Here is a 17,376-nt window from a genome sequence, read left to right on the forward strand (position 1 = left end):
GAGTTTAAAGGCGAGCATAAATTGTATGCGCCGCAACAACAAGGTTACGGCGCAATAAAGAGATTAGATCTCTTCGAAAGGCTTTTCAGCAGCTTGTTTATTCAGCTTTTGTTGTAAAAACTCAGGTGACTGTGTATTTTTCGATAGAGCATAATACGCAGCAGGTACAACAAAAAGAGTCAGCAGGGTAGATACAATAACCCCTGTAAACACAACTACACCAATTACCATACGGCTTTCAGCGCCGGGGCCTGAAGCAAAAACCAAGGGAACAGAGCTCATAACGGTTGTAAGTGAGGTCATTATTATTGGGCGAAGGCGCTGGGTAGCTGCTTGTAGTATTGCTTCACTAAACTCAACGCCTTTGTCGCGTAATTGGTTAGTAAATTCTACAATCAAAATACCATTTTTAGCACTTAAGCCTATGAGCATAACAATACCTATTTGGCTGTAAATATTTAAGGTCAGTCCTGTAGCCCAAAGCCCAAACATAGCACCCATTAAACCAAGCGGTACGGTAAGCATAATTACAAATGGGTGCATAAAGCTTTCAAACTGCGCAGCAAGTACCAAGAAAGTAACGGTGAGTGCAAGTATAAATACGTAGGTCATCGCTGATGCGCCTTCGTAATAAAGCTGCGATTCACCTTTGTAATCTACTGCGCCATCTATATCGTTTTCTTGCGCGGCTACTTCGTTTAAAAAGTTAAGCGCTTGCTCAAGTGTATAGCCATCAGCTAAGTTGGCGCTTAATGTAATTGCGCGCATACGGTTGTAACGGTTTAAGCGCGATGCTGTTGCTTCTTCTTTTAAGCTGATAAGGCTATCAAGTGGAACTAGTTCACCGCTTCGTGATTTAAGGTATATATTTGAAATATCAGTAGGATTGGTAAAATCTTCTTTTGTTCCTTTTAAAATCACATCGTATTCTTCACCGCGGTCAATAAAGGTCGTAACACGGCGCTGGCCAAGCATTGTTTCTAGTGTACGGCCTACATCAGATACCGAAACGCCTAAATCGGCAGCTTTGTTTTTATCTATGCTGACTAAAAACTGCGGGAAGGTTTCTTTATAATCATGATCGATTCTTACTAAACCAGGGTTTTGTTCAGCACGCTTTATTATACGGTCACGCCAATCGGCTAGTTGAGCGTAATCATTACCTTGAAGCACAAACTCTATTGGGCGAGATGAACCACCACCGCCAATACCACGGCGCATAATGGCAAATGCACGAACATCGGTAACTTCTTGCATTTTACCGCTTATTTCGTCCATTACTTCCCACGTTGAGCGTTTGCGTTTATCCCAATCGGCCATACCCACAATCGCAACACCGCCGCTGCCACCCCAACCAGGAACTCGAACAAGTACGCGACTTAGCTCACCGGCTTGCGAGTAAGGCATTAAGCGTTCTTCAATTTTAGCCATATTAGCGGCGTTATTTTCGTAACTTGCGCCCTCAGGGCCGCTCATCATAATAAAGAACGTGCCACGATCTTCTTTTGGCGTTAGCTCAGAAGGAACTTGTAAAAACAACGAGTAACTAACAAAGCCAGCTAATAATAGGCTCACCATTAAACCCCATTTACGGGTTATGTTGGTGGAGAGTGAATTACGGTAACTTACTTCAATTTTAGTAAACTGGCGGTCCATCCATTGGCTAAATTTATTTGGTTTGTCTGATACTTTAAGTACTTTAGAGCACAAGGCTGGTGCGAGAGTCAGTGCTGTAACACTTGAGAAAAATACGGCAGCACTTACCGCCATAGCAAACTCAGTAAATAATGCACCTATACGGCCATCCATAAATACTAATGGCACAAACACCGATATTAGTACAAGCGTGGTTGCTACTATAGCGAAACCTACTTCACGCGCGCCTCTAAATGCAGCTAGTAACGGCGGCTCACCCAGTTCAATACGGCGGTGAATGTTTTCAAGCATTACAATGGCATCATCTACTACTAAACCAATGGCTAGTACTAAGGCAAGTAAAGTGAGTAAGTTAATTGAGTAGCCCATTGCCAATAAAAACATAAAGCTACCAACAAGTGCGACCGGTACGGTGACCGCAGGGATAAGCGTTGCTCGTATATTGCCTAAAAACAAAAATATAACGAGTACGACTAAACCCATAGAGATGGCAAGCGTGCTGTAAACTTCATTGATAGACTCTTTAATAAATACAGACGAATCGTAGCTGTCTTGAATTGTAGTGCCTTCAGGTAGGTTGCGTTTGATTTTTTCAAGTTCGCTGCGTGCGTTATCTACTACGGTTAGTGTGTTTGCTTTAGCTTGTTTTACAATACCTAAGCCAATCATATTACGCCCGTTACCACGAAATAAGCTTTCGTCATCGGCAGCTTCTAAACGTACATCGGCAACTTCACCTAAACGTACTAAGTAACCTTCATCACCACGTTTAATTACCAGGTTTTTAAAATCGCGCTGATCTTTATAACTACGGGCAGTACGCACGGTAAAGTCACGATCTATAGATTCTATTTCGCCAGCCGGTAACTCAACGTTTTCTGTACGAAGTGTATTTTCTATATCGCTTGAGGTAATACCCCGTGCAGCCATTGCTTGGCGGTTTAGCCAAATTTTCATGGCGTATTGGCGCTCACCACCAATACGTACGTTAGACACACCATCTACTACGGCTAAGCGGTCAACAATAAAACGCTGCGCGTAATCAGAGAGCTGTAACGAGTCCATTGTTTCGCTGTTTAATACAAACCAGGCGATTGGGCTTTCATCACTATTTGATTTAGATACTTCTGGCGGGCGTACCTGATCAGGCAAACTATCAAGTGCACGTGCTACACGTTCGCGTACATCGTTAGATGCTGCATCTATGTCGCGGTTAATATCAAACTCAATGGTAATGTTTGAACGTCCATTACGACTCGATGAGTTAATACTTTTAATACCTTCAATACCTGAAATTCGATTTTCTATTATTTGCGTTATTTTGGTTTCTATAATTTCGGCAGAAGCACCTGTGTATTCAGTGCTGATATTTACAATCGGCGTTTCAATATCCGGGTATTCACGAAGTGGCAGCATAGTAAACGCAACCAGTCCAAAAGTAAGAAGCAGTAAATTAATTACAATGGCAAAAACGGGGCGCTTGACGCTAGTATCTGTAATTTTCACGTATTACCCCTTTACGCTTACTTTACTTCCAGAGCGAATTTTTATTAGCCCCTCAGTAACAATTTGCTCGCCATCAGTTAGGCCCTCGTCGATAGCAACCCAGCCATTATTTCTGCTAGCAACATGCACTTCAATTTTATTAGCTATCCCATCTTGAATTTGAAAAACAAAGTGTTTGTCTTGCAAAGGTATAACCGCTTTTTCTGGCACCATTAAAGCTTGGTTGCTGCTTAGCTCAAGTGCTGTATTTAGTAACATACCAGGGCGAAGTAATCCTGATTTATTGGCAAAGCTTGCTGTTACTTCAACACTGCGAGTAACCGAATCAATACGCGAGCTAATATGCGTTACCTTGCCGTTAAATGTTTGTCCTGGGTAGGCATCGTTTTGCGTAAGCACTTTCATGCCCATATTTAATTGTGCTAAATATTTTTCAGGTACTTTAAAGTCAACTTTAATAATACTAATATCATCAAGTGTTGTGATTATTGTTGTATTACTTACGTAGGCACCTATTGATATTTCACGCTTACCTAACAAGCCTGAGAAGGGCGCACTAATAGTCATTTCGTTTAATTTAGTTTTAGCGCTTTCTAGTTGGGCCTCTGTTGCATCAACACGAGATAACTGCTCCTCAAGTAACGACTTTGCCGTTGACTGCGAGCGTGAAAGTTCGGTTAGGCGATCTAACTGACGTTGTTCTTCACGTAAGTTAATGCCAAGTTCTTTAACGGCAAGTTGTTCTTGTTGGCTCTGTAACTGTACTAACTTTTGTCCTTTACTGACTAAGTCGCCGTCTTTAAAATATATATCTGTGACATAATCGTTTTGCGCACTTTTTATATAGATTGCTTGGTTTGCACGCGCGCTACCGATCGCTTCTATCATCACTGCGTTTTCCTGAGAAGTAACAGTATGAGCTGTTACTTGAGTAGACATTTGTGATAAATCGGCCTGTTCGCCGTGGCTAGCGGGTAGATATAAATAAACGCTAAATATTAGAAGTAACGTAATAATAAATGGAAAAAGTGCTTTACCTGATTGTCTTGAGTACATTGATTTCATACCTGAAAATGAATTGTAAGTATTGTACGAAATAAGACCGGGAAAAGACGGTTATGTGTCTCATAAATTTGTGCGTTAAGCGTAAAAGTAAATAAGATTTATTCATTGTTCCTATTTTGTTGAGGAAAAAGCGGTAATGTATGAAATTTAAAACCACCTGTAACTTATGTATAACAACAAGAAAGGTCATAATTTGGGCTGTTATTATGTTTGTTTTTTATATGGTGTTTTACCAATATGGATAAATCTAACAATGTCATTAAGTTTCGGGCACAAGGTGCGCGAAACGCAATTGAGGTGCTTGTTGCAGGTGCAATTGGTTTAGTTTTTATTATGTTGTTTAATTTACTGAGACCGGGTGAGATTAGCATACTTGAAATATTTTTAGTGAGCTTGTGTATTGCCGCTATTTTTATTGGATATTTAAAAACTCAAGAGCCATATCATAGCCTTATATTAAATGAGTCTGAGCTCGTTTATTACCATAAGTACGGAGCTTGGTGTATGCCTCATAGTAACTTTCATCACAGTGGTATACCCAAAATAGAAGATGGCTTTGATTACTTAGAATTAAATGCGGTTGGTATAAAGGTAAACGACATAGATGACTTTTTAACAAGCATAGCGCCTCGAATTGCAGGGAAATTATTAATAGAGCAGCGTAATTTATTTATGCAAGTTGTTCAAAAACATTGCAAAAATGGCAATTGCCCATCAGAATGGCTAATAGAAGATACACATTACACATCCCATAAAGGGATAAGCTATACTGGTCTTATAGCTATGTTTGCTAACAGGACTAAGCACCTTCAACTGTTAACCGGTTACGATTTATTATTACCAGCCAGTGTGTTAGATAGAGATATCTGGGCATTTAGTGCTAACTTAAATAAGTGGAAGCGCGAGCCTAGTCAGTTTATAGCGTCGCAAATTAATAATTAAGCTGCGACTGTAGGAAAGAAAAATGAGTCAAGAGAGAGCCTTTTTAAAAAGTGGTCGAAACACCATAATACATAAAGATAAAAAGCATGATTTAGTGATTGTAAACTCTGAAATTCATCCTAAAATTAAAGTGACTCAACATGGCTTAGAGCCATTTAAAGAAGAGTTACCTAAAAACCGCCGTGATGCAAAAGATCGCTATTTAGAAATAGTCTATGTTGGAAGCCCTGATATATTTGGCGAAGAAAAACAATTACTATTTATTCAAGCTTTAGATGGGCGTGAATACAAAGTAGATTACAGTAAAATCGGTACGAAATTGTTTGTACGCATTCATCAAGATACATATATGTAGTACTTTAATGGCATCCTTATTGCTAGTAATTACACTATAGTAATTATTTGACATAATAAGGTGCTGCGTATGAAAGCGTTTGCTTTAATCCCCCTCATTTCTTGCGGTTTGCTGAGTGCGTGTGGAGGTGGTGGCGGTGATAGCGATAATACAGTTGTAGAAACATCTGTTAATGCTGGAACCGATTTACAAATTATCGAAAAAACTGAATTTACTATCACAGCACAAGGTTCCCCCGCTGATGGTACGTTTTCATGGCAACAAGTTAGCGGCCCAAGCTTAGAAGGTTTTCCGCTTGAAGGCGCTGAGCAAACATTGACAGCCCCTGACGTAAAAACTGATAGTGAAATAATCTTAAGAGTAAGCTATCAAAGCACCGGTAGTAGCGCTGTTAGTGACGACATTTCTATTTCAGTGAGCTCTAATAATCAACTTCCTCTTGCTGTTGTTACCCAAACATCTCCTGAAACACTTCCTTCTGTATACAAAGACACAGTTACTTTGAGCGCCCTTGAGTCGAGCGATCCTGATGATAATGGCCAAATTGATAGTTACTTGTGGCAACTGCTATCAGGTCCTGATTTAGATATTGCTAGCTTTAATGAGTCAACTCTTAGCTTTTCTCATCCATTACTAGAAAGTAACGTAAATTTATCTTGGCAGCTAACAGTCACTGATGATGAGGGCGGTGAGGCAAGTACTCAATATTCAATGACGCTTAATAAAACAAATGAACTAGTGGATGCAAATGCAGGCGCTGATCAAAATATCGAAGAGTTTGAAGAAGTAACACTTGACGCAACGAATAGCGAAACTGTCACCGATACCTATCAGTGTAAGTGGCAACAACTTACCGGTAATAGCGAAACATTAAGTAATAGCGACCAATGTACAACGACATTTTTTGCCTCTGATGTAGATACTGAATCCACGTTGAGCTTTGAAGTAACGGTAACCGACTCAAAAGAACGCACCGATACAGATTCTTTATTTGTTGATGTATCACCAAAAGCGCTTGGGCTTATAAACGATAGTGGTGTTGGTGAGTGCTATAACAACACCCAACGCATTAACTGTGAAAGCGATGACTTTCCAGCGCAAGATGCTGAATTTGGACGCGATAGCTATGCAAACCGCTTAGATAAGGTTGGTAAAGGTAATTTAGCGTTTGATTACACTAAACTTAATCAGTTTGCTGATGAAGTTGGTGATGATAGTAGTGACTTTACCTGTATACGCGATAATGTTACTGGACTTGTATGGGAAGTAAAAAGTGAATCCTCAGGAGTATTGCCAAATACAAGCTTGCGTGAGGGTCAAAATCATTACTTTTGGGATTTAGGCGATACTACTTTTACCGATACCAGTACAGCCAATTCAACTTGTCCGGATGATACGAGTTGTGGAGTACAAAGTTATATAAACGAAGTGAATAACTTAGATTTTTGTGGTGGTACAAATTGGCGGTTACCTACTTATACAGAGCTTTTAGGTTTAATTGATTATGGTAAGCAAGGGCAAAGCATATTAATTGATGAGGTGTTTTTCCCCAATATGCCAAGTGAAAGTGCATTAAGCCACTTACGTTATTGGACTTCACAAACCGCAGCCGATGGTACAAGTTTATCGCAAGCGTACATTATTGATATGAGTGATGGTAACGATCTTGCTTATCCAAAAGAAAATACCGCGTATGTTCGTTTAGTTAGAAGCCGTTAGGAGAAAATAATGAGATTAAAATTACTCTATGCACTAGCAACTATAAGCTTGAGCTTTAATATTGCAGCGGCGCAAACGTGCTACGACGGTGCAGATACCACAACGCCGACAGATAGATTTACCATAAATACAGATGGCACAGTGTCTGATACCGAAACAGGCCTTATGTGGCAACGTTGTAGTTATGGGCAAATTTATAATACAGAGACGCAGCTTTGCGAAGGCTCTACACCTTCTCTTACTTGGCAAGAAGCACTACGCGGTGCTAAAAATGATACAACCGCAGATTACGATGATTGGCAAATGCCTAACATTAAAGAGTTGGCGAGTATTTTAGAGCACAGTTGCACCGAGCCGAGCATTAATGAAGAGGTGTTTTTTGGTACTAAGCTTCAAAACTATTGGTCAAATACATCGGGTGTGAGCACGATGAGCTCTGCATGGGTTTATCAATTTGATAGTGGCCTGAATAGTTTGCACGCTAAAACAAGTAATGTGTATTTACGGTTAGTTCGCTACGAAGAGTAAATTACATACTAAGATTAGACAGATGAAAGTGCAGCCTTAAAACCGCTGCATTTTTTTGTTTTACATAAATTTACGTTATTTCAATAATAAAGCGCTTACAACGTTGTCACTTAGTGCGTTTTTTTGCCATTATAGGCCGTGATTTAATTACGAAGGAACATCACGGTGTATTTAAGCTATTTTGGCCTGAATGAAAAACCTTTTTCAATTTCGCCCAACCCTCATTACTTATTTTTAAGTGAACGACATAAAGAAGCCTTAGCACACCTTACCTATGGATTAGGTGAAGACGGTGGTTTTGTATTATTAACAGGCGAAGTGGGTACTGGTAAAACTACAATTACCCGCAGTATGTTAGAGCAGTTACCCGAAAACACGCAAGTAGCGATGATCCATAACCCAGCACTTTCAGAGCTAGAGTTATTAGCTAGTATCTGTGATGAGCTCAACATTAGTTACGATGCTAATAATGCGACGCTTAAAAGTCTTACCGATATTATAAAAAAGCACTTAGAGACCAATAATAAATCGGGTGGGCACACCATACTTATAATTGATGAAGCGCAGTTACTTGCCCCTAATGTGCTTGAACAATTACGCTTGCTGACAAATATAGAAACCGATCATAAAAAATTATTACAAATAGTATTGGTTGGTCAACCTGAGCTACAAGAGCTTTTAAAGCGCAATGAATTAAGGCAACTCGCCCAGAGAATAACAGCTCGTTACCATTTATTACCACTTACGCAAGGCCAAACAGTTGCTTACATAAAGCATCGGTTACATGTTGCAGGATGTGATAAAGGAATTTTTTCGATGGATGCCATGCAAGCTGTTCATCAATTAACCGGTGGTGTGCCACGATTAATGAACTTGGTATGTGAGCGAGCTTTGGTAGGCACTTTTGCAAAGCAGCAGTTGATAGTTGATAGCGATATAATAAAAAAATCAGCACATGAGTCATTACCCATGGATTTTGTAGCGCCAGTTAATGAGGCCAACAAAGCAACGTCATTTGTACCATATAGCCTTGCATTCGCTGCTTTATTTGCCGTAGGCATTGGGCTTTCATTTATTTTATAGTTAGGTAAGTTATGTCTTATTTATTAGATGCGCTAAAGCAGTCGCAGCAATCAGATATGAGTGCTGAGCAATACGACTTACAATCAGAGCAGTTAAAGCAACAGCAAGCACTTAAGCGTTATAGACGATTAGCGTTAGTATTTGGTACAAGCTTAGCTGCTTTTATTGCGGTAGCTGGTGGGTTTACTACTGGTAAGTGGTTTCAAGGTACTACTTTATTAAACATATCGGAACCCGCTGTAATTAAGGTGGTTGAAAGCGAAAAATCGTCAACTAAAGAAAAAGTTAAAGAGGTAGATGCCGCAGTTGAAAAGCAGCAAATAGCTAAGTTAGAACCTGCTAAAGTAGCTCCAACAAATACTGCAACGATTGAAGGGCAACTTGTACATGTGCAAACACCTAATGGTGTACAGCAAATGTTATTAACGCCTAATGGGCAATATATTCCTATGCCATCGAGTCAGGTCACGAGCGCAACGGGTTATAATCAGCAGAACGTGCAACAAGTAATGCCAGTTCAAAATTATAATCAGCCAGTATTTAATCCACAAAATAATTACAATCCAAATAATACACAGAACGCTTCGGTATTTGGGCAAAGTCAAAATACAGCATCAGCTCAACTAGATATGAGTAAATATAAAGTACTAGGTAAGCCAATTAATGGTAACAACCAATCTCAACAGATGAGCGATCCTGAGCTTGATGAGGTGCCTACAACACTTAAAAATGCGTTTGCGCAAGCTATACAAGACGTCGAAAAAAATCAGGATTATGAAGTTACCCATGCATCAAAAACGTCATCACGTGTTGAGCCTGTAGAATTGCTACCAGATGGCTTGCAATCAATGTTACCTAGTATTAAATATCAAGCGCATATTTATTCATCGAGCGCTGACAAGCGTTGGATCAAGCTAAATGGCCGAGAGCTACATGAAGGAGAGAGCATAGGCGCTTTAACTGTAAGAGAGATTACACCTGAGCAAAGTGTACTTGATTTTGATGGTTATGAGTTTAGCTTAAAAGCTTTGCAAGACTGGCCGCAGTAAACGCTTAGCTATTATGTTGAGAGCTCGGTAGAATGTTGAGCTCTCAATATTGCTTAGGATAATATTGAGTTTTTATAAAAGCGTTCTAAATCAATATTATATTCTTTAGGTTTCACCGCTGACTCAAGGGTATCTAGGGTTTTTTTATTAGCTAAATCGATATCTTTTATCTCTGTATAGCGACTATGCTTAGCACTGTAAAATGTTTTAACGATAGGTTTTAGCGGTGTGCTAGGGTTACTCTCGGTCACTAAACCAACTTTTTGACTCGATAATCTAACGAGCGTTCCTACCGGATGAATACCAATACATTGAATAAATTTATTAAGCAGCTCGGGATCGAAGCTATCTGGGCATCCGTCTTTTAGTATTTTAAAGGCTTTTATTGGCTCCATGCCTGCTTTGTAAACACGTTCTGCGGTAAGTGCATCATATACATCCACAATTGACGCCATACGTACGTATTGACTTATTTCGTCGCCCTTTTTAGCAAACGGGTAGCCTTTACCATCAAGCCTTTCGTGATGCATGCCAGCAATATCAACTGCAATACCCGTTAAACCAGACTCTTCTAATATCTCTTTACTGAAAAGCGAGTGCATTTTCATTATTTTAAATTCATCATCGGTAAAGCGACCTGGTTTATTGAGTATTTCATCAGGAATTTTTATCTTACCAATGTCGTGTAAAAGTGCGCCGGTAGTCAGTTCAACGATAATGTTTTTTTCTATACCTAAATGCTTAGCAAAAATCCCCATTAATATCGATACATTAATAGAGTGCTCAAGTAGGTAAGCATCTTTTTGGCGCATTTGGGTAAGGCAGGCTAGGGCATCTTGGTTTCTAAAAACAGAGTCCATAAAGCCACTTGCCAGCTCTCTGAATGGCGTAATATCTATATCGCGGCCTGCTTTAATATCTTTAAATGCTTTTATTTGCAGTGTTTTAGCTTCGTCATACAGCTTTTTTGCCTTTCCCATTTCTTGTTCGGCACTGTGTGTTTTTTGCCAAGGGTCACGCTTTATTTTTGTTGCAGGTACAGTGATAGGAGCTTTTTCAGGGACTGAGTCAATGAGGGTTTTATCAGGGTCTATTTCTACTTCTAAAATTCCTGCTTTTATTAGGTTATTAATACCAGCCTGAGTTTTAACCCAGCCTTGATTTTTAATTTTAATACTGCCAGTTTGCCTGGTAACACTTTGCACAAACATACCAGGCAGTAACTGACCAACAGGAATTATTTTCAAATTTATTACTTCTATTGTTAATCTTTCATTAAGCTAACAAATATATACGTTACTACCTAATAAAAAAGGCACTTTTCAGTGCCTTTTTTTATTTTTTAGTTAAAAAGCATTAGCTTAATTATTCATCATCTTCAACAAGCGTCATTAGTGATGTGTTACCACCTGATGCTGTTGTATCAATACTGATTGTTTTTTCAGTAATAAGACGTTTGATTAATGTATCGTAATACTCAGAGCTAATTACCGGTAAAATAGCACCTTTACGCTGTGCAAGCTGTTGGCTAAAGTAGCCCAAGCGAGACGAGCGAGCAGCAACTACCGCACCGGCTAAATGAGGGTGCGCCAAAATAGCTTGTAACTGGTTAGGTTTAGCTACTTGGAAAACACCTTCTGCAACACCTGTAGAGATAAATTTATCTTTAAAGGCAACGGCTTCATCATAAAACAGCTCAGACGCTACAGTAATTACCGTATTACCTGCGGCAATAGCAGTGATGATAGACAATGCCCAGAAGTTAAATGATGTGCTCTTATCTGCATAACACACTACACAACCACGTGCTTCTAGATGAAGTGTATTAGACTCACCCGTTGGCCCAGGCAGGGTAGTAAACTTACGCATGTGCTTTTCAAGGCGGTTAAGCTGTGCACGTGCTTCTGATAATGTTAATGCTAAGTCGTCTGCTAAATCGTCGATAATTTCTACCGTCGCGATTTTAGCAAGCAACTGACGTACAGCCGAAACACGGTCGTTTAGTGGTGTTGCACGCCAGATTTTCTCATCGCGCATTGAGTTGGCCATTAGCTTTTTAACTTGCTCATTCGCACCGCTGTAGTGGTGCAAATCAAGTTCGTCAGGCGTTAGGTTAGTCATTTGTACGTTATCTGGTGATGCTTTTTCTTTTACTAAACGTTGTAGGTAGTTAGGGCCACCGGCTTTAGGGCCAGTACCTGATAAACCACGGCCACCAAACGGTTGCACACCAACAATGGCACCAATCATGTTTCGGTTAATGTAGACATTACCCGCACGTGACATTTTAGCAAGGTACTCACAGCGCTCTTCAATACGTGAATGAACACCCATTGTCAGACCATAGCCTGTGTTATTTATTTGATCCATCACATCATCAAGTTCATTCGATTTAAAGCGAACAATATGAACACATGGGCCAAATACTTCACGTTTAAGTACTGATAAGTCTTTGATTTCGTATAAACGAGGAGCAAAAAAGTATGCGCCATTTTGTGTATTATCAGGAATTTTACATTCGTAATGAAGTATAGAATTACCTTTTAAGTACTCAACGTGCTCGTTTAAGTTTTTAAGTGCTTTTTCATCAATTACCGGACCAACATCAGTTGATAGTAACGATGGATCGCCAATGTGTAACTCAGCTAGAGCACCTTTAAGCATTTCGATAATGCCATCTGCTACGTCATCTTGAATGAATAAAACACGAAGAGCAGAACAACGTTGGCCAGCACTTTGAAAACCAGAACTGATCACATCATCAACTACTTGCTCAGGAAGCGCCGTTGAGTCAACAATCATACAGTTTTGGCCACCTGTTTCTGCAATTAACGGTACTTGAATGTCGTTACGTGCAGCAAGTGTTTGAGAAATTAATGTGCCTGTTTCAGTAGAACCTGTAAACATAACCGCTTGAATGCGCTCATCAGGAACAATTGTTTTACCTACTTCTGAGCCGCGAGCGATAACCGGTTGAACAACGTGCTCAGGTAAACCAACAGATAGCATTAGTTCAATGGCACGAAGGGCGATTAAACTTGTTTGCTCAGCAGGCTTAGCAATTACAGTGTTACCTGTAACAATCGCAGCAGCAACTTGGCCTAAGAATATTGCAAGCGGGAAGTTCCACGGGCTAATACATAAAATAACGCCACGGGCTTCAAAACGTTCATCTTTAGACAACTCTTCAGCGCGCGCTGCGTAGTAACGACAAAAATCAACCGCTTCACGTACTTCATCAATACCATCTTGCGCTACTTTACCCGCTTCTTTAATACAGATAGCGACTAGTTCGTCGTGATGACGTTCTAAAATGTCAGCAACGCGGCGCAGTAAATTAGCTCGCTCTTTTACTGGTGTTTGTGACCATGATTCAAGTGCCGCTTCAGCGTTAGCCAGTAATACCTTCATCTCTTCGCCAGTTTGCAGTTTAACGTGGCCGATGATTTCTTTGTGATTTGCTGGGTTTTTAACAGCCAATGAGCCTTCTGGTACTTGGCTTTGCTCAATTAAGTGCTCGTTAAACCATGTTTCAAGATTCTCTTTGAAAGGGGTAATAACATTAATATCGGTTAAATCCATGCCTTTAGAGTTAGCACGTTCTTCACCGTATAAATCAATTGGCATTTTGATTTGCGTATTGTACTTATTACGCAAGCCTTGCAATGTTTCTACAGGGTCTGGTAGTAATGATTCAACAGGTTTTGTTGTATCTACAATCGCGTTCACAAATGATGAGTTAGCACCATTTTCTAACAAACGACGAACAAGGTAAGCAAGTAGGTCTTCGTGTTGACCAACTGGGGCATATACACGACATTGAATTTTTTCTTCGTTAACGATTTGGTCGAATAAAGATTCACCCATACCGTGCAAACGTTGAAATTCAAAACCGGTGTTGTCGCCTTTCGCTACTTCTAAAATAGTCGCGGCAGTGTAAGCGTTGTGTGTTGCAAACTGCGGATAAAGTACGTCGCGCGCTTCAAGCATTTTAATAGCACATGCTTTGTAAGAAACATCGGTTGTTGCTTTACGGGTAAATACAGGGAAATGCTCTAAACCATCTTGTTGTGTGGTTTTGATTTCAGTATCCCAGTACGCGCCTTTAACTAAACGTACCATCATTTTACGACCAACACGGCTTGCAAGGTCGGTTAGCCATTCAATTACAAAAATAGCGCGTTTTTGGTACGCTTGAACCGCTAAGCCAAATCCTTGCCAATCACCAAGATCTTCATCACTAAATACTGCTTCAATTACATCTAATGAAATATCTAGACGGTCAGCTTCCTCAGCATCAACGGTAAAGCCGATATCGTATTTTTTAGCTGCAAGCGCAAGCTCTTTTAACTTTGGTACAATTTCTTCCATCACACGGTCTTTATGAGTGAACTCATAACGAGGATGAATAGCAGAAAGCTTAACTGAAATGCCAGGGCTCTTAATTGGACCACGACCATTTGCCGCTTTACCAATAGAGTGTATAGCATTCATGTAGCTGTCAAAGTAACGCTTCGCATCTTTCATTGTGCGCGCGCCTTCGCCTAGCATATCGTAAGAATATACATAACCTTTTTGCTCTGTATCGGCAGCACGTTCAATTGCTTCGTCAATGGTACGACCCATAACGAATTGCTTACCCATAATTTTCATAGCAAAATTTACAGACTTACGAATAACTGGCTCACCCAAACGACCAATGGTCTTTTTAAGCATGCCGAACTGTTGTTCTTTCGTTTTGTCTGTGTAGTTAACCATTTTACCGGTAACTAATAATCCCCAAGAAGACGCGTTTACGAATAAAGAATCGCTGCTGCCTAAATGAGAGCTCCAATCACCTTTCGCTAACTTGTCACGAATCAGTACATCTTGAGTTGCTTTGTCTGGTACGCGAAGCAGCGCTTCGGCCAAACACATTAATACAACGCCTTCTTCACTAGAGAGTGAAAATTCATTTAAAAGCGCATCAACACCGCCTTGCCCATCTTGCTCTTTACGAATGTTTAAAACAATCTGGCGGGCTCTTTCCCAGGCACGACTTCGTGCTTTTACGCCTACTTCTGCAAGCGGTAAAATATGATCAATAACCGCATTTTCATCTATGCGGTAGAAGTCACGGATTCTTTGTCTAATAGGACAAATCGTTGTTAAATCGCCGTTGAATAACATAAGCAACCCTCAGGAGTGTTAAGAATTAAAGTAAAATTAATTACCAATAAATTACCAGTGATATTGTGAGTGCATTCTAATTAAATTTCAGCAGAATATGCTGGTTAAATTTCGCGTTTTACGATAATTTACAGGGCATAAATTTAACTTATCCGCATAAAATTCTGTTATGACAATTCCAAATAGATTACGCATGCTAGATCGTATTGATTTAGCCATACTAGACGTTCTACAAAAGAACGGCAGAATTTCAAATGTTAACCTCGCAAAACAGGTTAATTTGAGTGCAAGCCCGTGTCTTGATCGTGTAAAACGATTAGAGCAAGAAGGCTATATCGAAGGCTACTACGCTAAGCTTAGCGAAGCAAAGCTTAATCAAAGCTTAGTAGCACATGTTCAAGTGTCGCTTGTTGCTTCAAATACAGCAGTATTTAAGGTATTTAGAGAGCATATACTAAGAATACAACAAGTCGTTGAATGCGACATGGTGGCAGGCGGTTATGATTATTTATTAAAAATCCGCGTTTCTAATATGGAAGAATATAGACAAGTTCTTGGCGACTTAGTCGATATTCCCGGCGTGGGCACTCATCATACTTATATGGTGATCGAAAAGATTAAAAAAGACGAAGGGCTGCTAATCGACATTTAAGCTTTTCTCAAGTAATAAAAAACCGCAATTGCGGTTTTTTATTTTAGTAGATAAAGGCTATACCAAATAGTTAGTACATCACCTTATACATAATTTATTACGACCTTCCGACTTCGCTCTATATAAAGCCGTATCAGCCGCGCATATTAATGCCTCAGATGTTCTGTACTGATTATCGTATTCACACGCTAAACCCTGGCTTACACTTATCTTTACATTCGCTGGCAAACCAATATCTCTAAAATTAATGTTGAGTATTTTTTCTTGAATACGTTTTGCGATCATTTCTGCATTTGAGACATGTGAGCGGGGTAATACAACAGCAAACTCCTCACCACCATAGCGTGCTACTAAACTATCTTTTGAGGGGAGGCAGTCTTCAATTGTTTGAGCTACTTTTTGCAAACATTTATCACCCTTTACATGACCAAAATTATCATTAAACAGTTTAAAAAAATCAATATCGATCAAGATAAAACTCAAAGGCTGTTTGTCTACTATGCATTCTTGCCAATTTTTAATAATCGCCTTTTCTAAAGTGCAGCGATTAGCGACGCCTGTAAGGTGATCTATTTTGGCTATGTTTTCGAGTACTTTATACTTTTTAACATGCCTAGAAATATCATGCATAATACAAATAAATAGAGGGATATTGTTTGTAGTTGATGCGGGTATACAAGAAATTGAGAGCTCTATATCTAAACAGTTACCATTGTTTTTTATTATTTTAACTTCTTTCGGGCCATGATTGAGTGGTGTTTGATAGTTGTTTTTCCAACTTTCAAACATGTATTGATAGTCATCGCGATACTGTTCTTGTAAACAATCTTGCCATTTTTTACCTATTAACGAGTCAGACGTAACATTAAAAAAACGAGCTGCAACGGGATTTACTGATTCAAACACTCCATCTGCATTAACAATAAAAATAGCATCGGCCATCACATTAGTGACATTAATAATTGCGCTTATTTTTTCATTGTTAACGGTATTAGAAATGCTGCTCATTAATGCAGATACAGCGTTGTCGGTGTTGTTTGCTCTGCTATTTTCATTATTGTTAGACATGGTGTTGCTCATTTTTATTGTTAATGAAACTTTATGTCTAGGAGTTTATTTAATTTATGGTTTTTAAACCTTTCGGTAACCTTCTTTTTTAATTTGTTGATTTTATTTGTTTTTATTGAAGTGTGTCAGTGCTTAGCTAAAAGGTAGTTAGGTTATAAATAAATTGCACTGGGGAAATTATGCTTGTGCAATTTAAAATCAATAATTAATTTTTGTCTTTATTTATAACTTGTGGGTCAGGGCTTGAATAAGGTTTATCATTACACTCAACGTTAAATATTAAACATGCAGTGCCTGAGTTTTTTGCTGTATCGGTGACGGTGATTGCTTGGCGGTTATCACTAAGTTCATAACTGAAATCTTGGGCACATGTTCCGATTTTATTAGTAATTGTAGCCCCCGTGAAAAAAAAGCCTAGCCCAACTGTTACAGGAGTTAAAGTGTAAGTACCTGCAGTTTCGGCTCTTACTGTACCGCCGCCGTCAACGGCTTTACCATTTTCTGTATAGCTAAAAACGGCCTCTTTTTTATCGTTAAACTCAATATGTACTTGAAAATCGACTTTTTCTAAGGTGGTATTCATG

Annotated in this window: 13 protein-coding genes; 7 read left to right on the forward strand and 6 right to left on the reverse strand. The window is 39.4% G+C overall.

The features are described from left to right. Nucleotides 1-63: 63 nt before the first annotated feature. Nucleotides 64-3,162 (reverse strand): efflux RND transporter permease subunit, encoded by a 3,099-nt coding sequence (locus I6E85_RS01485; RefSeq protein WP_010553194.1) that lies wholly within the window; start codon nucleotides 3,160-3,162, stop codon nucleotides 64-66. A 3-nt stretch (nucleotides 3,163-3,165) separates the two neighbouring features. Then, nucleotides 3,166-4,218, reverse strand: coding sequence for an efflux RND transporter periplasmic adaptor subunit (locus I6E85_RS01490; RefSeq protein WP_024590017.1), 1,053 nt, complete (start codon nucleotides 4,216-4,218; stop codon nucleotides 3,166-3,168). 246 nt (nucleotides 4,219-4,464) lie between these two features. Between I6E85_RS01490 and I6E85_RS01495 the strand changes: the two genes are divergently transcribed. From I6E85_RS01495 to I6E85_RS01520, 6 genes are all read left to right on the forward strand, one after another. Then, nucleotides 4,465-5,169: a DUF2982 domain-containing protein gene (locus I6E85_RS01495; RefSeq protein ID WP_197236494.1), complete on the forward strand. Its 705-nt coding sequence runs from the start codon at nucleotides 4,465-4,467 to the stop codon at nucleotides 5,167-5,169. A gap of 22 nt (nucleotides 5,170-5,191) precedes the next feature. Next, complete coding sequence (locus tag I6E85_RS01500; protein ID WP_024590015.1) at nucleotides 5,192-5,524, forward strand: hypothetical protein; 333 nt, start codon at nucleotides 5,192-5,194, stop codon at nucleotides 5,522-5,524. Nucleotides 5,525-5,593: 69 nt separating this feature from the next. Further along, entirely contained in the window at nucleotides 5,594-7,243 is a 1,650-nt protein-coding gene (locus I6E85_RS01505) for a DUF1566 domain-containing protein (protein ID WP_197236495.1), read from the forward strand. A gap of 9 nt (nucleotides 7,244-7,252) precedes the next feature. After that, nucleotides 7,253-7,771: a DUF1566 domain-containing protein gene (locus tag I6E85_RS01510; protein ID WP_024590014.1), complete on the forward strand. Its 519-nt coding sequence runs from the start codon at nucleotides 7,253-7,255 to the stop codon at nucleotides 7,769-7,771. Between the two features lie 165 nt (nucleotides 7,772-7,936). Further along, entirely contained in the window at nucleotides 7,937-8,854 is a 918-nt protein-coding gene (locus tag I6E85_RS01515) for an ExeA family protein (RefSeq protein WP_024590013.1), read from the forward strand. A gap of 11 nt (nucleotides 8,855-8,865) precedes the next feature. Beyond that, on the forward strand, nucleotides 8,866-9,903 hold the full coding sequence (locus I6E85_RS01520) for a general secretion pathway protein GspB (protein WP_024590012.1): 1,038 nt from the start codon (nucleotides 8,866-8,868) through the stop codon (nucleotides 9,901-9,903). Between the two features lie 53 nt (nucleotides 9,904-9,956). Here I6E85_RS01520 and I6E85_RS01525 read toward each other — a convergent pair whose 3' ends face one another. Together I6E85_RS01525 and putA are read right to left on the reverse strand one after the other, a co-directional pair. Further along, complete coding sequence (locus I6E85_RS01525) at nucleotides 9,957-11,150, reverse strand: HD-GYP domain-containing protein (RefSeq protein WP_024590011.1); 1,194 nt, start codon at nucleotides 11,148-11,150, stop codon at nucleotides 9,957-9,959. A 118-nt stretch (nucleotides 11,151-11,268) separates the two neighbouring features. Further along, complete coding sequence (gene putA / locus I6E85_RS01530) at nucleotides 11,269-15,072, reverse strand: bifunctional proline dehydrogenase/L-glutamate gamma-semialdehyde dehydrogenase PutA (protein ID WP_024592081.1); 3,804 nt, start codon at nucleotides 15,070-15,072, stop codon at nucleotides 11,269-11,271. Nucleotides 15,073-15,241: 169 nt separating this feature from the next. Between putA and I6E85_RS01535 the strand changes: the two genes are divergently transcribed. Beyond that, a complete protein-coding gene (locus I6E85_RS01535) occupies nucleotides 15,242-15,724 on the forward strand; it encodes a winged helix-turn-helix transcriptional regulator (protein ID WP_024590009.1) in 483 nt (160 codons plus the stop codon). A gap of 78 nt (nucleotides 15,725-15,802) precedes the next feature. On the opposite strand, the gene I6E85_RS01540 is transcribed toward I6E85_RS01535, so the two are convergent. Next, nucleotides 15,803-16,792, reverse strand: coding sequence for a sensor domain-containing diguanylate cyclase (locus tag I6E85_RS01540; protein ID WP_007581681.1), 990 nt, complete (start codon nucleotides 16,790-16,792; stop codon nucleotides 15,803-15,805). 205 nt (nucleotides 16,793-16,997) lie between these two features. Then, nucleotides 16,998-17,375 carry a DP-EP family protein gene (locus I6E85_RS01545; protein ID WP_024590008.1) on the reverse strand — a complete coding sequence of 126 codons (378 nt, stop codon included), beginning with the start codon at nucleotides 17,373-17,375 and terminating at the stop codon, nucleotides 16,998-17,000. Nucleotide 17,376 lies beyond the last annotated feature (1 nt).

This window comes from Pseudoalteromonas sp. NZS71, from assembly GCF_015864715.1.
GTDB lineage: Bacteria > Pseudomonadota > Gammaproteobacteria > Enterobacterales > Alteromonadaceae > Pseudoalteromonas > Pseudoalteromonas arctica.

Coding starts and splice junctions, on each gene's coding strand:
- I6E85_RS01490 (WP_024590017.1), bottom strand. CDS start 4,218: ATGTACTCAAGACAATCAGGTAAAGCACTTTTTCCATTTATTATTACG.
- I6E85_RS01495 (WP_197236494.1), top strand. CDS start 4,465: ATGGATAAATCTAACAATGTCATTAAGTTTCGGGCACAAGGTGCGCGA.
- I6E85_RS01500 (WP_024590015.1), top strand. CDS start 5,192: ATGAGTCAAGAGAGAGCCTTTTTAAAAAGTGGTCGAAACACCATAATA.
- I6E85_RS01505 (WP_197236495.1), top strand. CDS start 5,594: ATGAAAGCGTTTGCTTTAATCCCCCTCATTTCTTGCGGTTTGCTGAGT.
- I6E85_RS01510 (WP_024590014.1), top strand. CDS start 7,253: ATGAGATTAAAATTACTCTATGCACTAGCAACTATAAGCTTGAGCTTT.
- I6E85_RS01520 (WP_024590012.1), top strand. CDS start 8,866: ATGTCTTATTTATTAGATGCGCTAAAGCAGTCGCAGCAATCAGATATG.
- putA (WP_024592081.1), bottom strand. CDS start 15,072: ATGTTATTCAACGGCGATTTAACAACGATTTGTCCTATTAGACAAAGA.
- I6E85_RS01535 (WP_024590009.1), top strand. CDS start 15,242: ATGACAATTCCAAATAGATTACGCATGCTAGATCGTATTGATTTAGCC.
- I6E85_RS01540 (WP_007581681.1), bottom strand. CDS start 16,792: ATGTCTAACAATAATGAAAATAGCAGAGCAAACAACACCGACAACGCT.
- I6E85_RS01545 (WP_024590008.1), bottom strand. CDS start 17,375: ATGAATACCACCTTAGAAAAAGTCGATTTTCAAGTACATATTGAGTTT.